27 protein-coding genes and 2 riboswitches are annotated in these 21,554 nt (G+C 38.9%); of the genes, 7 read left to right on the forward strand and 20 right to left on the reverse strand.

Annotated elements, in window-relative coordinates:
- Positions 1 to 68: 68 nt before the first annotated feature.
- Positions 69 to 1,406 carry a sodium-dependent transporter gene (locus tag U9R83_RS15195; RefSeq protein ID WP_014459442.1) on the reverse strand — a complete coding sequence of 446 codons (1,338 nt, stop codon included), beginning with the start codon at positions 1,404 to 1,406 and terminating at the stop codon, positions 69 to 71.
- A 172-nt stretch (positions 1,407 to 1,578) separates the two neighbouring features.
- Between U9R83_RS15195 and U9R83_RS15200 the strand changes: the two genes are divergently transcribed.
- Positions 1,579 to 2,031, forward strand: a complete 453-nt coding sequence (locus U9R83_RS15200) for a hypothetical protein (protein WP_013057711.1) — start codon at positions 1,579 to 1,581, stop codon at positions 2,029 to 2,031.
- 42 nt (positions 2,032 to 2,073) lie between these two features.
- Here the strand turns inward: U9R83_RS15200 and U9R83_RS15205 are convergent, their stop codons facing one another.
- Entirely contained in the window at positions 2,074 to 2,499 is a 426-nt protein-coding gene (locus U9R83_RS15205) for a DUF6843 domain-containing protein (protein ID WP_014459441.1), read from the reverse strand.
- A gap of 189 nt (positions 2,500 to 2,688) precedes the next feature.
- Between U9R83_RS15205 and U9R83_RS15210 the strand changes: the two genes are divergently transcribed.
- Positions 2,689 to 2,835 (forward strand): hypothetical protein, encoded by a 147-nt coding sequence (locus U9R83_RS15210; protein ID WP_014459440.1) that lies wholly within the window; start codon positions 2,689 to 2,691, stop codon positions 2,833 to 2,835.
- An 18-nt stretch (positions 2,836 to 2,853) separates the two neighbouring features.
- Here the strand turns inward: U9R83_RS15210 and U9R83_RS15215 are convergent, their stop codons facing one another.
- The 16 genes from U9R83_RS15215 to U9R83_RS15285 all read right to left on the reverse strand — a co-directional run bounded on the left by U9R83_RS15215 (position 2,854) and on the right by U9R83_RS15285 (position 17,544).
- Positions 2,854 to 3,270: a DUF350 domain-containing protein gene (locus tag U9R83_RS15215; RefSeq protein WP_013057713.1), complete on the reverse strand. Its 417-nt coding sequence runs from the start codon at positions 3,268 to 3,270 to the stop codon at positions 2,854 to 2,856.
- 14 nt (positions 3,271 to 3,284) lie between these two features.
- Complete coding sequence (locus tag U9R83_RS15220; protein WP_115654281.1) at positions 3,285 to 4,544, reverse strand: glutathionylspermidine synthase family protein; 1,260 nt, start codon at positions 4,542 to 4,544, stop codon at positions 3,285 to 3,287.
- Positions 4,544 to 4,864, reverse strand: a complete 321-nt coding sequence (locus U9R83_RS15225) for a hypothetical protein (protein WP_013057715.1) — start codon at positions 4,862 to 4,864, stop codon at positions 4,544 to 4,546. The genes U9R83_RS15220 and U9R83_RS15225 overlap by 1 nt, the downstream gene beginning before the upstream one ends.
- Positions 4,864 to 5,322, reverse strand: coding sequence for a hypothetical protein (locus U9R83_RS15230; protein WP_115654282.1), 459 nt, complete (start codon positions 5,320 to 5,322; stop codon positions 4,864 to 4,866). The genes U9R83_RS15225 and U9R83_RS15230 overlap by 1 nt, the downstream gene beginning before the upstream one ends.
- A gap of 115 nt (positions 5,323 to 5,437) precedes the next feature.
- Positions 5,438 to 5,899 carry a hypothetical protein gene (locus U9R83_RS15235; RefSeq protein WP_013057717.1) on the reverse strand — a complete coding sequence of 154 codons (462 nt, stop codon included), beginning with the start codon at positions 5,897 to 5,899 and terminating at the stop codon, positions 5,438 to 5,440.
- 374 nt (positions 5,900 to 6,273) lie between these two features.
- Positions 6,274 to 7,161: a sulfite exporter TauE/SafE family protein gene (locus tag U9R83_RS15240; RefSeq protein WP_243549493.1), complete on the reverse strand. Its 888-nt coding sequence runs from the start codon at positions 7,159 to 7,161 to the stop codon at positions 6,274 to 6,276.
- 246 nt (positions 7,162 to 7,407) lie between these two features.
- The gene (locus U9R83_RS15245) at positions 7,408 to 8,502 is read right to left on the reverse strand and encodes an oxidoreductase (RefSeq protein ID WP_243549494.1); all 1,095 of its coding nucleotides are present in this window, start codon (positions 8,500 to 8,502) and stop codon (positions 7,408 to 7,410) included.
- A gap of 90 nt (positions 8,503 to 8,592) precedes the next feature.
- On the reverse strand, positions 8,593 to 9,147 hold the full coding sequence (gene lepB / locus U9R83_RS15250; RefSeq protein WP_014459433.1) for a signal peptidase I: 555 nt from the start codon (positions 9,145 to 9,147) through the stop codon (positions 8,593 to 8,595).
- A 254-nt stretch (positions 9,148 to 9,401) separates the two neighbouring features.
- Positions 9,402 to 9,836, reverse strand: a complete 435-nt coding sequence (locus U9R83_RS15255; RefSeq protein ID WP_014459432.1) for a CBS domain-containing protein — start codon at positions 9,834 to 9,836, stop codon at positions 9,402 to 9,404.
- Between the two features lie 29 nt (positions 9,837 to 9,865).
- Positions 9,866 to 11,014, reverse strand: a complete 1,149-nt coding sequence (kdpDN, locus tag U9R83_RS15260; protein ID WP_014459431.1) for a KdpD-like non-kinase potassium sensor — start codon at positions 11,012 to 11,014, stop codon at positions 9,866 to 9,868.
- Positions 11,015 to 11,067: 53 nt separating this feature from the next.
- The gene (gene kdpC / locus U9R83_RS15265; RefSeq protein ID WP_014459430.1) at positions 11,068 to 11,634 is read right to left on the reverse strand and encodes a potassium-transporting ATPase subunit KdpC; all 567 of its coding nucleotides are present in this window, start codon (positions 11,632 to 11,634) and stop codon (positions 11,068 to 11,070) included.
- Positions 11,635 to 11,647: 13 nt separating this feature from the next.
- Entirely contained in the window at positions 11,648 to 13,723 is a 2,076-nt protein-coding gene (kdpB, locus tag U9R83_RS15270) for a potassium-transporting ATPase subunit KdpB (protein WP_014459429.1), read from the reverse strand.
- A 21-nt stretch (positions 13,724 to 13,744) separates the two neighbouring features.
- Entirely contained in the window at positions 13,745 to 15,406 is a 1,662-nt protein-coding gene (gene kdpA / locus U9R83_RS15275) for a potassium-transporting ATPase subunit KdpA (protein ID WP_182421063.1), read from the reverse strand.
- A 24-nt stretch (positions 15,407 to 15,430) separates the two neighbouring features.
- Positions 15,431 to 15,511 carry a potassium-transporting ATPase subunit F gene (locus tag U9R83_RS27705; RefSeq protein WP_080564759.1) on the reverse strand — a complete coding sequence of 27 codons (81 nt, stop codon included), beginning with the start codon at positions 15,509 to 15,511 and terminating at the stop codon, positions 15,431 to 15,433.
- A 297-nt stretch (positions 15,512 to 15,808) separates the two neighbouring features.
- A riboswitch (cyclic di-AMP (ydaO/yuaA leader) is annotated at positions 15,809 to 15,949 on the reverse strand.
- Between the two features lie 15 nt (positions 15,950 to 15,964).
- Positions 15,965 to 16,102 (reverse strand): hypothetical protein, encoded by a 138-nt coding sequence (locus U9R83_RS15280; RefSeq protein WP_014459426.1) that lies wholly within the window; start codon positions 16,100 to 16,102, stop codon positions 15,965 to 15,967.
- Between the two features lie 72 nt (positions 16,103 to 16,174).
- Positions 16,175 to 16,317: riboswitch (cyclic di-AMP (ydaO/yuaA leader) on the reverse strand.
- A gap of 159 nt (positions 16,318 to 16,476) precedes the next feature.
- Positions 16,477 to 17,544: an undecaprenyldiphospho-muramoylpentapeptide beta-N-acetylglucosaminyltransferase gene (locus tag U9R83_RS15285; RefSeq protein WP_042992053.1), complete on the reverse strand. Its 1,068-nt coding sequence runs from the start codon at positions 17,542 to 17,544 to the stop codon at positions 16,477 to 16,479.
- Between the two features lie 178 nt (positions 17,545 to 17,722).
- On the opposite strand from U9R83_RS15285, the gene U9R83_RS15290 reads away from it, so the two are divergent.
- Positions 17,723 to 18,058 (forward strand): CHY zinc finger protein, encoded by a 336-nt coding sequence (locus tag U9R83_RS15290; protein WP_014459424.1) that lies wholly within the window; start codon positions 17,723 to 17,725, stop codon positions 18,056 to 18,058.
- A 19-nt stretch (positions 18,059 to 18,077) separates the two neighbouring features.
- On the opposite strand, the gene U9R83_RS15295 is transcribed toward U9R83_RS15290, so the two are convergent.
- The gene (locus tag U9R83_RS15295; protein WP_013083811.1) at positions 18,078 to 18,392 is read right to left on the reverse strand and encodes an ArsR/SmtB family transcription factor; all 315 of its coding nucleotides are present in this window, start codon (positions 18,390 to 18,392) and stop codon (positions 18,078 to 18,080) included.
- Between the two features lie 203 nt (positions 18,393 to 18,595).
- On the opposite strand from U9R83_RS15295, the gene U9R83_RS15300 reads away from it, so the two are divergent.
- The 4 genes from U9R83_RS15300 to U9R83_RS15315 all read left to right on the forward strand — a co-directional run bounded on the left by U9R83_RS15300 (position 18,596) and on the right by U9R83_RS15315 (position 20,973).
- Complete coding sequence (locus U9R83_RS15300) at positions 18,596 to 18,880, forward strand: putative quinol monooxygenase (protein WP_014459423.1); 285 nt, start codon at positions 18,596 to 18,598, stop codon at positions 18,878 to 18,880.
- A gap of 29 nt (positions 18,881 to 18,909) precedes the next feature.
- The gene (gene nfsA, locus U9R83_RS15305; RefSeq protein WP_014459422.1) at positions 18,910 to 19,647 is read left to right on the forward strand and encodes an oxygen-insensitive NADPH nitroreductase; all 738 of its coding nucleotides are present in this window, start codon (positions 18,910 to 18,912) and stop codon (positions 19,645 to 19,647) included.
- A gap of 92 nt (positions 19,648 to 19,739) precedes the next feature.
- On the forward strand, positions 19,740 to 20,177 hold the full coding sequence (locus U9R83_RS15310; RefSeq protein WP_014459421.1) for a hypothetical protein: 438 nt from the start codon (positions 19,740 to 19,742) through the stop codon (positions 20,175 to 20,177).
- Between the two features lie 115 nt (positions 20,178 to 20,292).
- On the forward strand, positions 20,293 to 20,973 hold the full coding sequence (locus U9R83_RS15315; RefSeq protein ID WP_014459420.1) for a DUF4397 domain-containing protein: 681 nt from the start codon (positions 20,293 to 20,295) through the stop codon (positions 20,971 to 20,973).
- Between the two features lie 35 nt (positions 20,974 to 21,008).
- Here the strand turns inward: U9R83_RS15315 and U9R83_RS15320 are convergent, their stop codons facing one another.
- On the reverse strand, positions 21,009 to 21,542 hold the full coding sequence (locus tag U9R83_RS15320) for a GrpB family protein (protein WP_014459419.1): 534 nt from the start codon (positions 21,540 to 21,542) through the stop codon (positions 21,009 to 21,011).
- Positions 21,543 to 21,554 lie beyond the last annotated feature (12 nt).

Here is a 21,554-nt window from a genome sequence, read left to right on the forward strand (position 1 = left end):
ATCATACTCCTCCTCTTCCTTCAAAAAAAAACGCTGTTAAAACCAAGCGTTTTAACAGCGTTTTTTCGTTAGATAAAGCCTAGCATATTAATAAATACAATGATAATTAAAACAGGTGCAATGTATCGAATGGCAAGAAGCCATAAAGAGAACCAGCGCTTCACATTCGTTGAACCGTGCTTAAATTCTTCAATTAGTACATCTTTTTTCATTTTCCAAGGAACAAAGATGGCAATTAAAAGAGCACCTAGTGGCATAAGGATATTACTTACAAGAAAATCGAAAGCGTCAAAGATGCTTTTTCCAAAGATCGACACGTCACTTAATAAACCATACGATAGCGCTGAAGGTATTCCTACCACGAAGATTAGCAAGCCCGAAATCCAAGATAGCTTTATACGCTTATGCTGCTCTCCTTTGGCTAAAGAAGCAACAATAATTTCTAACATCGAAAACGCAGATGTCAAAGTGGCAAATAAAAATAGCGCCAAAAAGAAAGTTTGAAACACAATTCCGAACGGAAGCTGTTCAAAAATAGAAGGCAATACAATGAATAAAAGACCTGGTCCTTCCGTCGGTTTTACACCCATTGAGAAGACCGCAGGGAAAATTGCCAGTCCTGCTAGTAAGGAAATCAAAATATTTAACGCTGAAATTGAAATAGCCGATTTTGGCAAGTTTTGCTGCTTAGATAGATACGAACTGTACGTAACCATAACTGAAACGCCTACGCTAAGTGAAAAGAATGCTTGTCCCATCGCAAACAAAATGGTTTGGGATGTAAGCTTTGAAAAATCTGGATACAAAAAGAAAGATACGCCTTCCATCGCCCCGTCTAATGTTAAAGAACGAATAATGATAATAATAAATAAAATAAAGAGAGCAGGCATTAAAATTTTGTTTGCTTTTTCAATACCATTTTGAATACCTCTTGCGACTACAACAATTGTTAAAAGAAGAAAAACAAATTGAGAGATAACAGCACTTGTTGGATTAGCAATGGTCGAGTTAAATAAACTCCCGTAGTCACTTACTCCATTCAGCTGACCGGTGACGCTTGCAAAAATATATTGTAAAATCCACCCTCCTACTACACTATAAAAAGATAATAAAATGAAGCATGTAATCACACCTAAATACCCGATTCCTTTCCATAGAGAACCGGGAGCAACTGCATCATAAGCACGAATTGCTTCTTTTTGTGTATGTCTACCTAGTACAAATTCAGCAAGCAAAAGCGGCAAACCAATAATTGCTGTAAACAAGATAAACAGTAAAAAGAAGGCCCCTCCTCCGCTTGTTCCGGCTACATAAGGCAGTTTCCAAATGGCTCCGATTCCAATTGCGGAACCGGCAGATGCCAAGATAAAGCCGAGTTTTGATGTCCATTGTTCGTTTTGACTCATTTTTTCTCACCATTTTTCTTTATTTATTCTGATTTGTCATACTATATCACACAACCCTTCTGTCGAAAAGGGTTTTTGTTGTTTTAACCCCCATCATGTGTTATGAATAGTATGTAGGTTTCATTATTTATTTTCGTAACTAAAAAAAGTTTGACAGTTAGAGGTACAAAAAATGACAAATCAGCAAGTAATACAGCAACAATTTTTAGATAAGTTCCTTGACTTTATCTTAGTAAAATGTCCAAACTGCGAACTATGTGCGCGAGTTGTAAAACTGGATAAAAAATTGAGCGGGTCAACGCACTCATGCACGTGTCCTCACTGCGGTTATCTAGACGTAACCAATGCTGATAGCCAAGGGCCGTTAGAACTTTCTGAAGCAGTAGATCCTTTTTTTCAGCTTCCGCTTTACTTAGAAACGATATGCCCTGAACGTCGACTTTGGGCTTATAACTTAGATCATCTTCAGTATATTGAATCTTATATTGAAGTTAAAACATGCGGGGCTTGTTTCGACGAGCTGTCGGTTGAACATTCATTGCCAGATTGGGTAATTCATAAGCAGAAAGAAGCATTAAACGAAATTCAACGTTTAAAAGACACCGTCTTTTGCACATTCAAATGAAGATAGAAAAGAAACGTTGCTGAAGAGGCAACGTTTCTTTTTTTACGAAGAACTTTCTTCGGTAAGTTTTCTTCGATAGTCTCCGGCCTTGTCGAACTCTTTTGCGGTGCCAACAAAAAAGTAGGTTACCGTATGATTTTTGTTACCTTGAGTCGTTCCATGAATCATCTTCCCCTGCTTCAATTGCTTTCGCTCTCCATTTTTATTTACATAGAAATATTTATTTCTTGCCCAGCCGCCGCCGCTTAAAAGCGTTTTGGTTTTCCCGACTCCTTGGTCATTTACTTTAAATACAGTGTAGTCGCCTTCTGTCTTGCTGGGATTTCCGTTATCTTTATCATATTCGACCATAACCCATCCTTTGTACCCTTCTGGTATAAGGAAAATGCTCGGTTGAGACGTTTCATCTGGGCGTCCACATCCAGCTGCGATTATAATCATTAAGCACAAAATGAGCCACCTTTTCACTTTTTTCAACTCCTTTCTCAATAAAAGACGTGCCTCTATACTGCTTTTAGTTTTTGTTGAAGGTAAGATTATATTCTTTTTGCGTCCCTCAATTTTTTCCAGTTCATCCAATCAAATATGCTATATTTACGTATTGTTTGTCACACACTATTAGCAGGCGTTTACAATTTACATGGGAGGATAACAAAAATGAGCTATGTTTTTTTATTTATTTTGCTCTTTGTCATTCCGCTTTACACACAGCAAAAAATTGTTCGTGCCGACCGTGAAAATACACGTACATTATTACTAAGTGAACACGAGCAATCTGCACATAAAAAAAGCGATTCCCCGTAAAATAGGAATCGCCTTCTTTTAATATGTTAAGCTTCCGGCCACAATAAGGCCGACGGCAACCGACGCTGCAAAAAGAGTTACTCCAACCGCTACATTTCCTTCTTCTACTTTTTTGGCTAGGCTCGTTTTAGGCGTCATGATAAATTCAATAACCCAATATGCCACTACTTGAGTAATGATACCTACTACTCCCCAAAGAGTTGCATCTACCAAATTTAAGCTGTTGCTCCATACAGTAAAAATGACAATAGCAAGCCCAATTCCTTTTCCCCATAACTTCAAAGCGACCGCCACATTGCCTTTTTTTATGAGTTCACGGTCATTAAATTTTGTTGTTAATTCAAATACCATGACTCCGATAAATAATAGCCCTAACCCTACTGCTACGTGAGATAAAAAACTTCCTATACTAGCCCAATCAATCCATTGTGTCATTTTTATTCCCCTTTTCATTTTAATCCAATCGGCAAATAGTATGATTCGTTATCCGTAATTTGATTTCCAGCTCGTATTCCTACTGCGCTTGCTTTTCCATTTAATAAAAAGCAGCCGTACATGATATGAGCCTCTATTGTTTGCGTTTGAGTCTTCATCGTTGCAGTTGGCAATGGAATAAACTGTTGATACACAGCCGTGTATTCTTGATATGTCTTATGCTGATCTTCTTCTATTTTGATTCCATCTTCATTATAAATTTCCACGGTATCTCCCTCACGACCAAAAGATGGTTTCTTCACAAATGCTTGTTTTCTTTCGATAAATGGATCTTCTTCTAAATACGTTGGTAAAAAGTACGTTTCAATGATGTGATGCTCTTCTTTAGTGAAGAAAGGATGATGTTGTTCATACAAAGCCCAAATGAGTGCTTGCACGGCTTTGGACTGCAGTAAAAATGCAGAAGGCGGATTGATTATGGCTACTTGTTTTTGCTGTGCCAATGTTAAAAGCATGTGTCCGACTTTTTCATGCGTGCTCGGATCTTCATCTTCAATTAAATGTTCAAGCGGATACGTTTGGCGATAAAGTACGTCTATTTTTTGTCCATATTGATCATACACGCCTGCTTCTATATGTTCACCTTCTTCCACTGTAGAGGAAGGGACAATTCGAAGCTGCGATAATGGAACGTATGTAGCATCTACATCGGCTAGCTTCATTAAATACAGAGTCGTTAGCTTATCTTCTTCATGTGTATGATGAGAAGAAAAAACGACGTTTGGATAGTTTGTTCTATCGAGCTCGTTATAAGCTTCAAAAATGGCGTGTTTTAATGCTAAAGCAAGCTTTTTTTCCTCAAGCTTATTAGGGTTTTGTACTTGAAAATGACGACAGACTAACTCATTTACATGAAATAATTCTTTAATGAACGTAGGCGTATCCGCATTTAGTTCTAAAAGCTTAATTTGATCAGTCGTAACAGCAAAATCAAGGCGCGAAATCACACTTTCTGTTTCCATCGTTTTCAGTCGTAGGTACGGGATGCTGTCTTTTGGAAATCCTAAAGAAAAAAGAGTCTGATCATCTAACGAACGAAGTAAAGGTGCGGTTTTAAAAAATAATGCCCCAATTTGATTTGCAGCTTCTTTAATAGAATCAATAATATAAGAAGACTCTATATGTACGTCATAAAGAGCATACTCTGTTCCGTATAAATCGTGCCAAAAATCTTCAATTTCTTTATAAAACATTTCTCGCTTTTCTTTGTGCATTACCCGCCAAAACCGCCTTTAGAGCCGCTCCCAATTCCAGATTTATACGAGCTGCTTGATTTAAATGATTTATAGGCCGATGATGAGGTCAACTGTTTTTTAGAGCCGTAGTAGCGGCCTCCGTGATAATATGAGCCGCTGTGCGAAGAAGAAGAATCTGAACAGTAGTACGTTTGCGTATCTTCATCCCATTTCCACTTGTCACACGATTTATCTTTCGGTTTAGCTGGTCTTGCCTGATCAGTTGAACCACAGGCAACGAGCGATGTCATTAAAGCTGTGGTCAAAACCCCGGCCATCATTTTTTTTGTTTTTGACATTACGCCTTTCCCCCTTTATACGTTACGCCTGTTTTTGTTACATATAAACTGTACACGCTGCGATCTTCATCAATTTCCGCAGAGTCTCTTTCCCATTCCCATCCATTATAGTAGGTATAAACTGTTCCGATATAACTTAATACGTCCAAGTGCGTATAAAATGAAGAGACGAATAAAATCGGATGTCCTCGAAGAGAATTCAGTTCGCGGACTTCTAATATAATCTCTCTGTGATCATCTTCTGCTTGCTCTTTCGGTCCATGTTCATGTTCTTTTACATAAATAATATGGATATCATCTTCGACTGCAGATGAAGTTTGTTTATACGTTACTCCTTCTTTAACAAAAAATTCGCATTCTCTTCGTGCTAAAACTTGTTCAAGTTCAATAGATTGATAGTGATAAATAGATACAAATGTATCATCAGGCTTTAGCAGTCGGTATTCTAACTTTCCCATTGTGCAACTCCTTTTGTGACTTTTTTGTGAACGTTCTTTAATAAATACGCACAGATTTTCAAAAAGTTTCAATTTTTCTCATATTAAAAGGCTTAGCTTTAAATAAGCTAAACCTTTATTTTTTTATCACATCTGTCACAACTTCATAACCGCCTGTGTATGGGTCGAATACATATTCAAGCATGCCGTTTCCACGATTGACTTTAAATAGATAACGGTATTTTTTAGGGCTGTCTTTTGCTGGATATACGTATTTTCCTTTTTGGAACTGACTTAGCAAGAGCTGTTCTCTTTGCGCAAGCATTTTTTTTGCTTCATTATAACCATACAGGGGGAGATTTTTGGCATAGAGAACCGGTACGAATACAAGCACAACGACTGAAATCGTAATAAGCCCTTGTTTAAACCACCGCATAAATCTCTTTGGATTTCGCGAAAGCAACATCGTGATGACAATTACTACTAACAAAGGAACAATATATACTTGAACATACGGAATGTTTGCAAATACAGGTCGATTAATCAATAAGACAATTACTTCGATAGCTGCTACTAATACTAAAATAAAATAGACCACTTACTCTTCACACCTCGACGATTCAATGAATTTTATATGTGTTAGAAAGTATTCCCACTCATGAATGAACTCGTCTATTGTATCATAAGACGCAAAAAAAATATCTACGCTCATCTATTTTGCAGAATTTAGATGATAAAAGGGAATGAGAAAAATAATCTAGTACGGATTACTTTGGTACACCGCTGTTGATTTCCGCGGGCGGCCGCTTTGAGACTTCGCTTTGCCCTCCAATCAACAGCTAGAAGCCACTACATACATGAAACTTACATTCACCCTAACCATAAAAAAATCTGAAGATGTTTGATTCTCCATCAAGAATCAAACATCTTCAGATTTTCCTTTAACTAAGCTATTTTTATTCCATCCTTTTATTACGAAACTTCTACGTTTCGATTTTGATTATATTTTTTCCCTTGTAACAGTGAGTAAATGATCGCTGCTGCCCATACAATAAGTATGAATGCATATACAGCTATCTGAGTTGAGCTGCTTGATACCCATGTGTTTAAGAGTGTACGAGCATTTGTTAAAATGATAAACCCACCAACAAGCGAACCAAGCAAGTGAGCCGGGATGATACGAACAAACCATGCAGCAATCGGAGCCGCGATAATTCCGCCAATCATAAGGGCGCCTACCCAGAACCAGTTTACTTGCTCCCAGCCAAGAGAAATTAAAAAGCCAAGTGTAGCCGAGACGGCAATAGCAAATTCACTCGTATCTACGGTTCCAACGACTTTTCGTGCTGTTGTGCCTTTTTTAGCTAGCAATACAGGCGTTGCAATCGGCCCCCAGCCGCCTCCTCCTGTAGCATCCGCAAATCCAGCGATTAATCCTAACGGAATGGACTGCTTCGTTGATAAAGGTTTAGTGTTCTTTTCTTCATTTGTCTTAAACGTAAATAAAAAACGAAATAACACATAAACTCCTATGAGCAATAAGAATGTTGAGACGTAAGGCCTTACTGCATCTCCGGGTAAATTACTTAGAAAGCAGGCTCCTACAAAAGCCCCGATGGAACCAGGGATAATCAGTTTTAAAACCATCGCTTTATCTACGTTTCCGAATTTAATATGCGAAACACCAGACGCTGCTGTTGTTACAACTTCTGCTAAGTGAACAGATGCCGAAGCCACAGCTGGTGCAATTCCAAAGGTTAAAAGTAGCGTAGTTGATGTTACGCCGTATGCCATTCCGAGTGATCCATCAATTAACTGAGCTAAAAAGCCAATAAGTGCAAACGTAATTAACTTTTTCATGTTGTCCCTCCACTTTCATCTTCTGTTAGAAAGCACAAAAAGGCCTCCAACAGTTGTTTGCTAGAAGCCTTCGGTATGTCCGATCAGCTGTCCGTTTTATGAATAAGTTGTTTATATTGTAATCCTAACTATTCCTAGAAGTCAACTGTGTTTTTAGTTTTTCTTTTAGTCTATGCGTGCTGCTTGGTTATAGTATCAGTAAAATAAAACTCTTCTTGTTAAATCAACAACATAAAAACGACCGTCTTAATAATGGCGGTCGTTTTTATGAAGATCTTTCCAGTGAACTAGTACTTCAGGTGGCAAACTCACATCTTTATCTAATGACGTCACATCCATAGAAGCGGGTTCATCGCTATTTATCACTTTTTCTACCCAATCTGGCTGTACAACTAATGCTTGTTCAATCGTAATTAAAGCCAGCCCTTGCTCAAAAGCTTCTGCTACTTCTGTTGCCGTAAGTCCTCCTGTACCCACAAGAGGGACCCGGTGATTGACGTGCTTAATAATTGAAGAAAGCAGTGAGCGATTTTCTTCACTACTTAAGGTAGGTTCATGCAAAGCACTAATATGTAAATAATCAATTTCTGTATAAACAAGACGGTCAATCCATTCAAATGTATCTTCCACTTTATTTCCTAAATAGCCTTTTTCTTTGGGCGCTAATGTATACCCCACAATAAATGGTTTGCCCGCATGTGCTGCTCGACGCGTCACTTCACGAATAACTTCAAGTGCAAAAGTGAAGCGGTTTTCTGCGCTTCCACCATAAGAATCACTTCGTTCATTGGCTTGCCTTGATATAAACTGCTGCAGTAAACATTCATTTCCTCCGTCAATTTCTACTCCATCAAACCCTGCTTCCATAGCTCTTGTGGTAGCTTCGCCAAACGCTTGAACAATATAAGTTATACCGCGCTCGGTCATTTGAACAGGCTTTTTGCCTTTACGTTTGTGAGGCTTTTCACTCGGGCTAATGGCTTCCCATTTATTTTCCATTTCTACACACTTTCTTCCCCCGTGCGATAGTTGAAGAATCGCTTTAGCTCCTCTTCTATGAATCATTTGGGTTAGTTGATGAAGCTTTCGTATGACCTGATCACGATGAATTCCGATTTGACCAGGTGCTACTTGGCCATTTTCTGTGATAAACGCGGGGCCGATAATTACCGTACTGACGCCCCCTACTCGTTTTTCGTAAAAAGTCAGATCGATATCGGATATTTCCCCGTTTTCCCGTGAAGCGTATGTGAGGATAGGTCCCATTGCTAATCGGTTTTTCATCTCAAGAGCATCAACAAATTTAAAATGTTTAAATAACTTTTCATAGGCTGTCTTCAATTAATTCACACCTTTTTTCCTTAGCTTGCCCATCTAGAAGCCGAGTAGACATAGGCACAAAAAAAGAAATACCTTCGCCGGCATTTCTTTTTACGTCGTTTTTCTTATTTTTTTGACGGGGTAAAATACAAATTCGCTTTTTCCGACAATCCGTTTTTCATCAATGAGACCTAGACCGTTGCGGCTATCCATACTGTACAGACGGTTATCACCCATTACAAATACTTCGTTTTTGGGTATTTGAACGGGTTCAAAATCTCCTGTTAGCTCCATATCCATGTTATTGGCAATTTGACGATTGGTTTTTAAATAAGGTTCACTTACTTTTTTATCATCAATATAAAGCTGATCTTTTTTCATTTCGATTTTTTCACCTGGCAGACCGATTACTCTTTTTACATAATGCTTATTCTTAGCCTCATCTTTAATAATCACAATATCTCCGCGGCGAAGATCATGGAGCGAATACGACAGTTTATTCACAAACAAACGCTCTCCGTTATGCAGCGTTGGGTTCATTGAAGCGCCTTCTACAATATACGGAGAAAATAAAAATGCGCGAATCATAAATACTAGAGCGATAGCGAAGATAATAGTTTTGAATATGCTGCGTAATTGATCGCTTTTTGTTTTTTCCGTAGTCAATATACTTTGTCTCCTTTGTACAGCTCACTTTTCTTATGTAAAAAAGCAAGAAACCTCTTACTTTAACACTTATTCTAACTTAACCATAGAAAGAACTGAAATCAAATGTTTTATGTTATGTAAAAAAAGAACCTCTAACAAATGTTAGAGGCTTACATTACGCAAGTTTCGTCTTTACATCTCTTATTATAACATTAATTATATAAAAAGAGACTACCTTTTATGTAAAAATTATGTTTTTTACGCAAACTTAACTAAATCTTCACATTTAAAGGGGCTTCTTCATGTATAAAAAATTGGGAGATGCAATACTCTATAATCTCTCTTCGCCGCACGAGTCCAATAAAAATGTTTTGATCATCTACAACCGGCACAAAATTTTGTTCAGACGCGCGTGATAAAATACTTTCCATTTCATCATTAATTGTAATAGCTTCATAATCGCGATGCCTTGGGACTTCTTCAATTCGTAGATGTTCTAGCTCATGGAGTTCTATATGCTCTAGGCTTTTTAGCTTCCATAGCAAGTCTCCTTCTGTCAAAGTCCCTACATATTCTCCTTTTTGATTAATAAGCGGTACAGAAGAGTAGCGATGATACTCCATTTTCTCCAATGCTTGACGGATTGTTGACCGTGTCGATAGGGTAACCACTTCTTTTTTAGGAAGTAAAAAGAACGCAATATTCACTCATATTCTCCTTTTGTTATATATGCATTTTATTTTTGTTGTTTTGCTGAATCTGAAACAATATGAATATCGATGTCATGAGTCTGTCGCATAATTGTATTTACAATAGAGCCTTTTCGAATCTCTTCCCATCTTGTCCTCGCTGATTGCCCTAGTAAGATTTGAGTAACGCGATACTGCTTGGCTACGTTCACAATCACTGCGGCTGGTTTTTGCTTTTTAGCTTCTTCTACAATTAACGATGCGTGAAAGCGGTCAGCGAATGCCTGCCACTGTTTGATTTGTGTTTTCTGCCTCTCAGTCTGCTCGCCTTTAAAAACATGGAGCAGCAGCAAATCTGCTTTCAATCGGTTCGCCATTCTCCAGCCTCTTCGAATCAGTTTTTCAGCTGTTTCACTGTATTGAATGCACACTAAAATACGTTCGCAAATACCTGTTACACCAATTTCATGGGAATGAATGAGCTTGCCGTCCACTTCATCCGCTATTTCTCTGAGCGTTAATTCACGAAGGGCATGGAGATTTGCTAGCTTAAAAAAAGACTGCAGGCTTTGTTCAATTTTATGGACTTCGTATATTTTGCCTTCACGAAGACGCTTTTGCAGCTGTTCCGGTGTAACGTCGACAAGCTGAATTTCATCTGCTTGCTGAATAAATAAATCCGGCACCGTTTCACGAACTTTTACCTGGGTAACAGCATATACGAGGTCATGTACGCTTTCCATATGCTGAATGTTCATTGCTGACATAACTGAAATACCTTGGTTGAGCAGGTAAGAAACATCTTCAAAACGTTTTTTATGGCGGCTTGTCGGTACATTTGTATGAGCGAGTTCATCGATAAGGACAACTTTTGGTCGCCTTCTTACAATCGCCAGTAAATCAAGCTCTTGTAATTCTTTTCCTTTATAAAAAACGGTTTCTCTTTGGATCACTTCTAGATTTCCGATCATTTCCTTAGTCTCATTCCTGCCGTGTGTTTCTACATATCCAATTACGACATCTACGCCTTCTTTGACTAAGTCATGGGCATCTTGAAGCATTTTATAAGTCTTTCCTACTCCCGGTGCGGCACCGATGTAGAGTTTAAGCTTTCCACGCTTATGATCATGAAGTTCACGCAATAGTTCTTCCGGAGTTTTTCTTCGAAAGTATGGATGAGCTTCTTTTTCTTTCATTGTTCGGGCTCCTTTATCACACTCGCTTCAGTGCATGAAGCGAGTGCGTGTAATTAGCGTTCTCGTTGAACAGCTAAATTTAGCTCTACTACATTTACGCGTTTTGCACCAAAAGCCCCTTGCTGAGTATGTTTTTTGATTAGCTCTTTTAGCGTCTGGGTTTTAATATGGGCTGCTTTTGCCACGCGCTCTACTTGTGCATATGCAGCTTGTGGCGTAATATCCGGATCGAGTCCAGAAGCCGAATTCGTGACGGCATCAATTGGAATCCCTTCCTTTGGTACCTCGTTTTCTTTTTTCCAAACCGCTACGGATTTCTCGATACGATTCGTAAGATCTTTATTTGAAGGTGCTAAATTCAACGAGCCAGACCCTGCTCCGTTATAATCAATACTAGAGACTCTGCCGTGAAAAAATGCATTGCTTGTAAACTGCTGCCCAACCAGCTTAGAACCGATAACTTGATGATTGTTTGAATAGATTAGGCTGCCGTTTGCTTTACTTGGAACAGCTGTTTGAGCAATACCTGTCATCACAACAGGATAAATAAGACCACAAAGTATCATCATCATAATCGTTAAGCGAACAATAATGCTTCCCGTTCGTTCTGTTTGTATCATCGTTTCTTCTCCTCTACATTACAAATGAAAGTATAAAGTCAATCCCTTTAATCCCAATGAATGGAACCAATACTCCACCTAACCCGTAAATGAACAAATTTTTTCGCAGCAGGGCGTTCGAACTCATCGGCTTATACGCAATACCCTTCATGGCTAAGGGAATTAGAAGCGGGATAATGACCGCATTAAAAATGAGCGCTGACAACACGGCAGATAGAGGTGAATGAAGCTTCATTACGTTAAGAGCCTCCATTTGCGGAATCGCCAGGGTAAACATCGCTGGAATAATCGCGAAATACTTAGCAATATCGTTTGCGATGCTGAATGTAGTTAAGGCACCCCTTGTCATTAATAGCTGTTTTCCAATTGAAACGACTTCAATGATTTTAGTGGGATCAGAATCCAAGTCGACCATATTTGCTGCTTCTTTAGCAGCTGAGGTTCCGCTGTTCATTGCTAAGCCAACATCAGCTTGAGCAAGTGCAGGGGCATCGTTTGTCCCGTCACCTGTCATGGCAACTAGCTTTCCTTGCTGCTGTTCGTATTTAATCACTTGAATCTTGTCTTCTGGCTTGCATTCCGCAATAAATTCATCTACTCCCGCTTCTTTTGCAATGGTTGCTGCGGTTAACGGATTATCTCCTGTACACATGACTGTTTTAATGCCCATTTTACGAAGTTCATCAAAGCGTTCTTTCATTCCTGGTTTTACCGTGTCTTTTAAATAAATCAAGCCATAAATTTTATCATCAGCGGCGACGGCAAGCGGCGTGCCACCAGCTCCTGCAATTTCATTTGCTTTTTGCTGTAAATCAGAGGGAACCATCCCGCCCTTTGACTCTACCCATGCCGTGACGGCGTCCACTGCCCCTTTTCGTACAGATACATTCTGTAAGTCAATGCCGCTCATTCGCGTTTCCGCTTTGAATTCAACAAACGTTCCTTCGGTTTTTCTAAGATCTTCTACTCCCATGCGATTTTGAATAAAATCAACAACTGAGCGCCCTTCTGGTGTTTCGTCATAAAGAGAAGAAACAAACGCCCATTTGTAAAGGTCACGTTCGTCTATGCCTTCTACAGTCGTTAATTGATGAGCCATTCGGTTTCCAAACGTAATGGTACCGGTTTTATCTAAAATAATTGTGTTAATGTCACCTGCTGCTTCTACTGCTTTTCCTGACATAGCAATCACGTTAAACTGCGTGACTCGGTCCATCCCAGCAATTCCAATGGCCGATAATAAGCCTCCAATTGTTGTAGGGATGAGACAGACGAGCAGTGAAATTAAAATGGCCGTGTCGAGCTTAAAGTGTAGGTAGTTTGTAAAGACAGGAAGCGTCACAACTACTAGTAAGAAAATAATCGTCAGACTTGTCAAAACCGTATTTAGCGCAATTTCATTTGGTGTTTTTTGACGCTGTGCTCCTTCAACAAGCGAAATCATTTTATCTAAAAACGATTCACCTTGCTCACACGTAATTTTAATTGTAATTTCATCACTGACAACTCTTGTACCTCCAGTTACAGAGTTAAAGTCCCCGCCTGCTTCTTTCATAACAGGTGCCGATTCGCCCGTAATAGCCGATTCATCAACAGACGCCAGTCCTTTAATGATTTCTCCATCTCCAGGAATCATCTCACCTTGTGAAACGACGACGATGTCTCCTTTTTTTAGTTGCGATGCCGAAACTTGTATCATCTGCCCGTTTTGAAGCTGATTAGCTGTAATATCGCCTTTAGATTTCTTCAATGAGTTTGCCTGTGCCTTTCCTCGTCCTTCTGCTAATGCTTCTGCAAAATTAGCAAAAACAATGGTGAAAAATAACACGAGAGATACGGCAATATTAAAGCCTGCGCTTACTGTACTTTCTCCGAAAAGGTCTGGAACAACGGCTAAAAAAAGTGTAATAACAAACCCGATTTCTACTACGAACATGATAGGATTTTTTATCATTGTTCTTGGACTTAGCTTGATAAAAGCCTGTTTTAATGATTGAATAAAAATGGATGAAGCTTGTTTATCTACAGAACCTTGAATGGGACTGTTGTGATCCAATTCAAGATCATTTGCAAAATTCCGTTTATTCATTATGATCCTCCGCTTTCTTTATTACAGTGTTAAATACTCAGCAACCGGTCCAAGTACAAGCACTGGGAAAAACGTAAGTGCTCCTACAATAACGGTAGTTCCAATTAAAATGCCGCTAAATAAAGACGTATCCGTTTTAAATGTCCCAGGTGTTTGGGGAACAAGCTGTTTGGATGCTAGTGAGCTCGATACCGCCAGCATTGTAATTAGTCCGAAGTAACGTCCAATATACATAACAATTCCCGTAGAAATGTTCCAAAACGGCGTTGCGTCACCTAATCCTTCAAAACCGGATCCATTGTTTGCTGCTGACGACGTAAATTCATACAGTGCCTGACTTAACCCGTGAAAGCCTGGATTTGATATACCTTCCATTCCTAAATGAGTGGTAAGTGCTACAGCTGTTCCTCCTAAAATTAGCAGCGGCTGCAGGATAAGCGTCACGGCGATTAGTTTCATTTCTTTTCCTTCAATTTTTTTACCTACGTATTCTGGTGTTCTTCCAACCATTAAACCTGATAAAAATACGGCGATGATGACGTACATCATGACATTCATAAATCCTGCTCCGACACCGCCAAATACGGTATTTAACATCATATTTCCAAGCGTTAACAACCCGGTAAGAGGCGTCAGGGTATCGTGCATCGCGTTCACCGCGCCTGTTTCACTTGCTGTCGTCACGATGGCGTACAGCGTTGACATACCGACACCAAACCGGACTTCTTTCCCTTCCATATAACCGCTCGCTTCATTTAGATGAAAAGCATCAAGTCTAGGGTTACCGCCCCACTCTGTTACAAACGCTGTGCTTAAGATAACGATAAACAGCATACTCATCGATACAAACAAGATGCGACCTTGTTTACGCTGTCCGATCATTTTTCCGTATGTGAAAGGAAGTGCGGTTGGTAATAAAAGCATAAGGACAATCTGTAACACATTGCTCCACGCATTGGGATTTTCAAATGGATGGGCTGAGTTGACACCAAAAAATCCCCCTCCGTTGTTGCCTAGCTCTTTGATTGAAAGAAAAGAAGCAACTGGTCCCCTTGCAATTTGCTGTGTTGCCCCTTCTAATGTATGGGCAGTCACCGTTCCGCTTAACGTTTGAGGGACACCTAAAAACGTAAATAAAATACCTGTTATAAAAGCAATAGGAAGTAAAATACGCGTAATTGATTTTACAAAATCAACAAAAAAGTTTCCCATTTCTTTCCCTGCTAGCCCGCGAATAAAAGCGATTGCTACTGCAAGTGCTGTTGCTGGTGCAGCAAACATCATAAATACAATGGCGGCCATCTGTGAGAAATAGGACAAACCTGACTCACCGCTGTAGTGCTGCAAGTTCGTATTTGTCATAAAACTAATGGCTGTGTTAAAAGCAAGGGCCGGATCCATTCCTTTTATGTGGCTTGGGTTTAGCGGCAGTACCCCTTGGAATCGGAAGATAAGGTACACCACAAAAATCATAAACGTATTCGCCAACACGAGAGCCAATGCATATTGCTTCCACGTTTGATTAAGCCCTTTAATTCCTGCTGCTTTAAACATCACTGTTTCTATCTTTCCTATCAAGCTAGTGTTTTTATCGTTTGAAAATACATTCGCTATATAAATACCTACGGGCTTTGCAATAAGCGCTACAAAAATAAGCAGCAGCGCAACTGATAGTAGAAAAATCCCCACGTTTTATTCCTCCGCTTATTAAAATTGTTCTGGATTTAACAGTACATATACTAAATAAATTAAAACGGTAATTGAAATACCTAACAAAATGAACGACATGTTCACTTCTCCTCTCTGTCGTCTACTACATGAGACGACCAGCGAATAATTCCGTACATAGCAGTCGCTAATAAGGCAAGCGTTCCAAGCATCATCATATCCAAGTTGCTTCCTCCTAACTGTTTCCTGACAAAAATGATAGCTTCTAAGTTTAGTGACGGTTTCTTTTCATAAAGCATCAGGTCCAAAAAAGCTAACCGCGAGACGTGATGCTATTTTTTTTCACTAAAAAACCGCAGAAGAGAGTTCTCTTCCGCGGTTTAATGCACGACAAATAAGCCGTGATTGACACGAATTTTTTACTCCCAAAACGCTTACGGAGTTAGCTGTCGGATTCGGGTTATGGAAGTAACCCTACTCAGTTAAGAGATTCACCCCTAGTACATACGTACAAAATATTGGGTCCCCCGCTCATAATTGATTAAGCGTATATTTGTTATTTAATTTTTAGACTTAATGATGACTTTTACTGCTGCGTTTAAAACTTTGATTAGCCAACGTAGACAAATAGCGGTTTGCTAGATCAAAAGATTGCTGGTCGCACATTGCCCGATATTCAATCATTTGAATCATTTGCTTAGATAAATGCATCTGGACGCTCCTTTCACCTATATTTTGAAAGGAGCGTACTATCCGCTGTTATAGAAAACGACCACGATTACACCATCCTCTCTCTTAACGCTTACGAAGTTAGCTGACGGGTTCGGGTCAAGAAAGTAACCCTACTCAGTTAAGAGATTCACCCCTAATAATTGGGTCCTCCGCTCTTTCCCTCTCTTTCAGGAAAGACTCAGCGTTTCACTGTGGAACGTTTCATGAGAGTAATCTTACTCCTGTTAAAATTTACTGTCAACAACATTTTTTGAAATTTTAAAAGCTTTATTTTTCTATATTTATTCATTATTTTAAAATAATAGTTTTGAAAGAAAAAAAGCGTTCTTATCTCCTCGATAAGAACGCTTTTTTTAGCTCATTTTCTCAATTTCATTTACAAGAATTGAAATGGCATCCGTTTTTGTTGCTTCACGCATTGTACGCTTCATTGTACTTGCCTGCTGCTGAAGCTCATTTACTTCACGCAAAAACAGTTCTTTTGTTAACTGTTCTTCTTCTACAACCATACAGTAGCCTTTTTTCTTAAAGGATTGTGCATTTAAAATTTGATCTCCGCGACTCTGTGCCTTTGATAAAGGAATAATCATCATCGGTTTATGAAGAGCTAAAAACTCAAAGATGGCATTGGATCCACCGCGTGTAATCACATAATCAGTTGCCGCTAAAACATCCGGAAGCTGTTCATTTACGTATTCTAACTGACGGTAGCCCGACTCTTTTTCAAGGCTTGTATCAATATTGCCTTTTCCGCAAAGGTGTACAATTTGAAATTTCTTTTGCAATTCAGGCAAAGACTCTCGAACAATTTCATTGATGCGGCGCGCTCCTAAACTTCCGCCCATAATGGTTAAAATTGGGCGCTTATCATAAAAGCGAAGCCAGCTTTCCCCGTTCGCTGCGCTTCCGCTAAATAACTCTTTTCGAATAGGTGAACCAACAACCTGCACTTTTTCTTTTGGAAAGTAGTTTGCAGCTTCATCAAAAGAAGTGAAAATTTTAGTGGCAAATTTCTGCGCAATTTTATTTGCTAGTCCCGGTGTTAAATCACTTTCATGAATGAACACGGGAATGTTTAAAGATTTAGCAGCCATTACAACAGGAACTGTGACAAAACCGCCTTTTGAAAAAACAAGAGAAGGCTTTAGTTTTTTCAGCACGCGACGCGCATCGCCAACCCCTTTTGCTACTCGAAATACATCTTTTACATTTTCCATATCCACGTAGCGACGAAGCTTCCCGCTTGAAATTGCATGATATGGAACGTTTAATTTAGCAATTAATTCTTTCTCAATACCATTGTGAGAACCGACATAATGGATATCCCATTTTTCACTGTCTAATTCTTTCATAATCGCAATGTTTGGCGTTACGTGCCCCGCTGTTCCGCCTCCGGTAAAAACGATAACTTGCTTACTCATTTTTTCTTCCTCTCTTTGCATCACTTAATCAATCTGTTTTGACATTAATTTTTTATCTAATCTTTTTAGCATGTAATCTGACATGTAAAACGATGGTTTTATTATAGCATTTTTCTTTTTACATATGTATGATAAGGCGTATAAAAGCATGCTATACTTTTCATAAGGAGTGATTATAATGAACAAATCTGTACCTGTGGTAAAAGGTGACACAGTGGATTCAGAAACGCGCTGTGTGCACTATTATACTGATAAAGATATTATTGCAATAAAATTTTATTGCTGTAATACATATTATCCATGTTATCAATGTCATAATGGACATGCTAATCACGACATTAAAAGATGGCCAAAATCTATGTTTAATGAAAAAGCTATTCTTTGCGGAGTATGTAAACATGAGCTCTCAATTAATGAATATTTAACCTGTAACTCGACTTGCCCTCACTGTCGTTCTTCTTTTAATCCCGGATGCAGCCTGCATGGACACATTTATTTTGAACAAAAAAGCTGAACGAAACATCGTTCAGCTTTTAAAATAACTGCTCATCTATATTGATAATGGAAGGAAGCAGACCTGGGAATAATTCCTCAAGTTCTTCTAATCGCAAAGAATAATAGTGCTGCGTGCCTTCTATACGTAGTTTGATAATTCCAGCTTCGCGAAGTACTTTAATATGATGTGATAGCGTTGATTTCGATACATTTAATTTTTGATAATACGAACAGGTCTGCTCCTTTCTTGTCGCTAAACACTGTACAATACGCAGCCGGTTAGGATCACTCAACGCGTGTAAAATAGGCGTTAATTTAATTTCAGATTTCGGTGGTTGATAAGGTTTTCTCATGCTTAAAATATAACACAGCTTCTTTTGTGTATCAATGTTCGATATCTTTCGAACTAAATCCTTGCACTGTTATTTAATTGGTGTTATAGTTTCATTGTTCGATGATATTCGAACTTATCTTCATTTTAATCATAAATTGAATGAAAGATTAAAAACAAAACAAATAATATAAAGCACCATCATTATTAAAGGAGGAATCATCCATGATTCATTTACAAGCTTCAATGAAAGTTAACCCAGAAAAAAGAGAACAATTTTTAGAAAACGTACAAGAACTAATTAAGCATTCTTTACAAGAAGAAGGAAACAGCAACTATCAGCTATTTGAAGATGCTTTTACACCTAACACGTTTATGATGATTGAAGAGTGGAAAAGCGAAGAAGCAATTCAAGCGCACAATAAATCAGCTCACTTCCAAAGTTTTGTAGCATTTGCTCAAACTGGCGTACTTGTAGCACCTTTAGATGTAAAAACATTACAAGGTTAATCATAACTTCTTTGAAAGGATGAAGCATCATGAATGAAGCAATTCGTACAATTCAAGATCATCGTTCTATCCGTCAGTATACAGATGAAGCAGTAAGCGACGAGCATTTAGATACGATTATTCAATCTGCTCAGTCAGCTGCTTCTTCTATTAATGGACAGCAAGTGACTATTATTAGCGTCCAAGATAAAGAAAAGAAGAAAAAACTTTCAGAGCTTGCCGGCAACCAAGCGTGGATTGACCAAGCTCCTCTATTTTTAATCTTTTGTGCAGATTTTAATCGTGCTAAGATTGCAGCTGAGCTTAACGATGCCCCTCTTGGCGTAACCGATGGGCTTGAATCAATTTTAGTCGGGGCAACTGATGCTGGAATTTCGTTAGAAGCCGCAACAGTTGCAGCAGAATCACTCGGTTTAGGTACAGTACCAATCGGAGGAATTCGCAGAAAACCGCTAGAAGTCATTGAACTGCTGGATTTACCGGAATACGTATTCCCAGTAAGCGGTCTTGTGGTTGGACATCCGGCAGATCATTCTGCGAAAAAGCCTCGATTGCCACAAGCTGCCGTGCACCATCGTGAAAGCTATAATCACGACTTAAAGTCATTGATTCAAGACTATGATGCTGAAATGGCAGAGTATATGAAAAACAGAACAAACGGTGCTGATGACCGCAACTGGTCACAAACTGTATCAGCTATTTATAAAACCATTTATTATCCAGAAGTTCGAGCGATGCTTGAAAAACAAGGATTTAAATTCGAATAACCAAAAGCTGCGATGAACATCGCAGCTTTTTTATCTACTTTAACAGCGTGCTGAATAGACTAAAAGTAATACTCAATAAATGAGGTGTTGATATGGAGTTTATTTTAATCTGTAATTTTCTTTTAGGTGCAACGGCAGCGTTTTTATTAGTGCCGGCTTTTACAAAAAAGCACACACTTCACGTGACTTTGCTCTCTCTTCTTTTCCTCCTTTCAATTGTCCCAACTTTTCTTCTTGCTAATCCACATATCGGCGTTTTACCTTGGGCTATTCGAGACGGTCTTCTATTGTTCTCCGCTTTCCTTTTATTGTATTTAACTTTCACTTCAAGCAGGTGGAAAACGCTTTTGTTTCCTTTTCTATTTTTGCTGTCGATTGCTCCTCTTGCCTACGTCGTATATGATGATTTCACGCATACGTATATAGATGCCAATATCGGGCTTGGCCTAGGCTTTTTATTGACGTGGCTCTTAACAACTCTGTACAATATTTTGGCTATTCTTCGATTTTTCCGTCAGAAATCTCAGTAAACACGTCAAAAGTTAACAAACACACGAATAGTTGCTTTTATTTAGTATACGCTAACAACTGCACAGTTCTTCTCTTTACATAAAGCTGTGTATACTAAAAAAGGAGTGATACTTGATGAAACGACTATTCGTAATGGTAGCAGTGATTGCCTTCTTGGCACTTAGCCGCATGTTAGTATTTGCCGCTGAAACACCCCCTGCTGCAGATGACCGAACAGCTCAAAATGCGGAAGTTCGCATTGTTCATGCTTCACCGGATGCTCCGGCTGTAGACATTTTTGTGGATGACAAAGCCTTGGTAGAAGGAGCAAAGTTTAAAGATGTCTCTAATCCCCTGCCTTTGTCAGCTGGTTCTCATAAAGTAGAAGTGTACGAAGCGAAGACAAAAGGTACAAAAGATTCGCTCATTGAAGCTACCCTTGTTGTAGACGGTGGAAAATCATATACAGTAGCAGCCGTAAATAAAGCGGAAAATCTTGAACTACAGGCTTTCACGAATAATAAGCAAGGAATGGATGGAAAAGCAAGCCTGCGTATTGCTCATTTATCTCCTGATGCTCCTGCAGTAAACGTAGGCCCTAAAGGTGCTGCTCCTTTATTTAAAGATCTATCTTTTAAAAGCATTTCAGGTTATCAAGTAGTAAATCCGGGTTCGTACGATCTATCTGTTTCCACAGCGGATGGAAAAGAGGTACTAAGTCTTCCTGGAACAAATCTTGAAAGCGGTAAAAACTATACGGTTCTTGCAGTAAATACTGCTGACAAGCTTGAAACAATTGTTTTACAAGATAATTAACTTAAAAAACGTCATTTCAATTGAAATGACGTTTTTTATAGACTGCTCTGAATAAATTCCTCTTTTTTGTACTCATAGGTAGAAATGTCGTTCCACAATCGTTTTGAAAGCTCGTATTTCATACCTTCATATTTTTTTCTAGCACGTTCGCTCGAGCGTAACTGCTCCCTGAAATTAATTCGCTCGTTCCAGTAAGGAGATTCACTGACCGTTACATACACATGACTTCTTCTAGCATCATGTGGAATGAGCCTACGGGCATTTTTAGCTGTCATAATTGGAGGATAGTGCGCAGCTGGAACGCCTTCTTTTAATAAGACAAACATCTCTTTTTCCGCTACATATACGTGAGATTTATTTTTTAATATAGCCCGCACTTCATTTATGTCTTCTTCGCGTTTGACTCCGATTAAAATATCAACGATTGGTGAACCTGCCAATCCTGGAACGGACGTGCTTCCAATATGTTCGATGTCTACTGAAAAGTCCTTTAGTGTATTAAGCAACGCTTCTTTTTCCATTTGATACAAAAGCGACCACTTTGTTTCATACTGAACAATCTTTCGCATATCAGTTTCCAC

Origin of the sequence: Priestia sp. LL-8 (assembly GCF_036227845.1) — a bacterium.
Taxonomy (GTDB): Bacteria; Bacillota; Bacilli; order Bacillales; family Bacillaceae_H; genus Priestia; species Priestia zanthoxyli.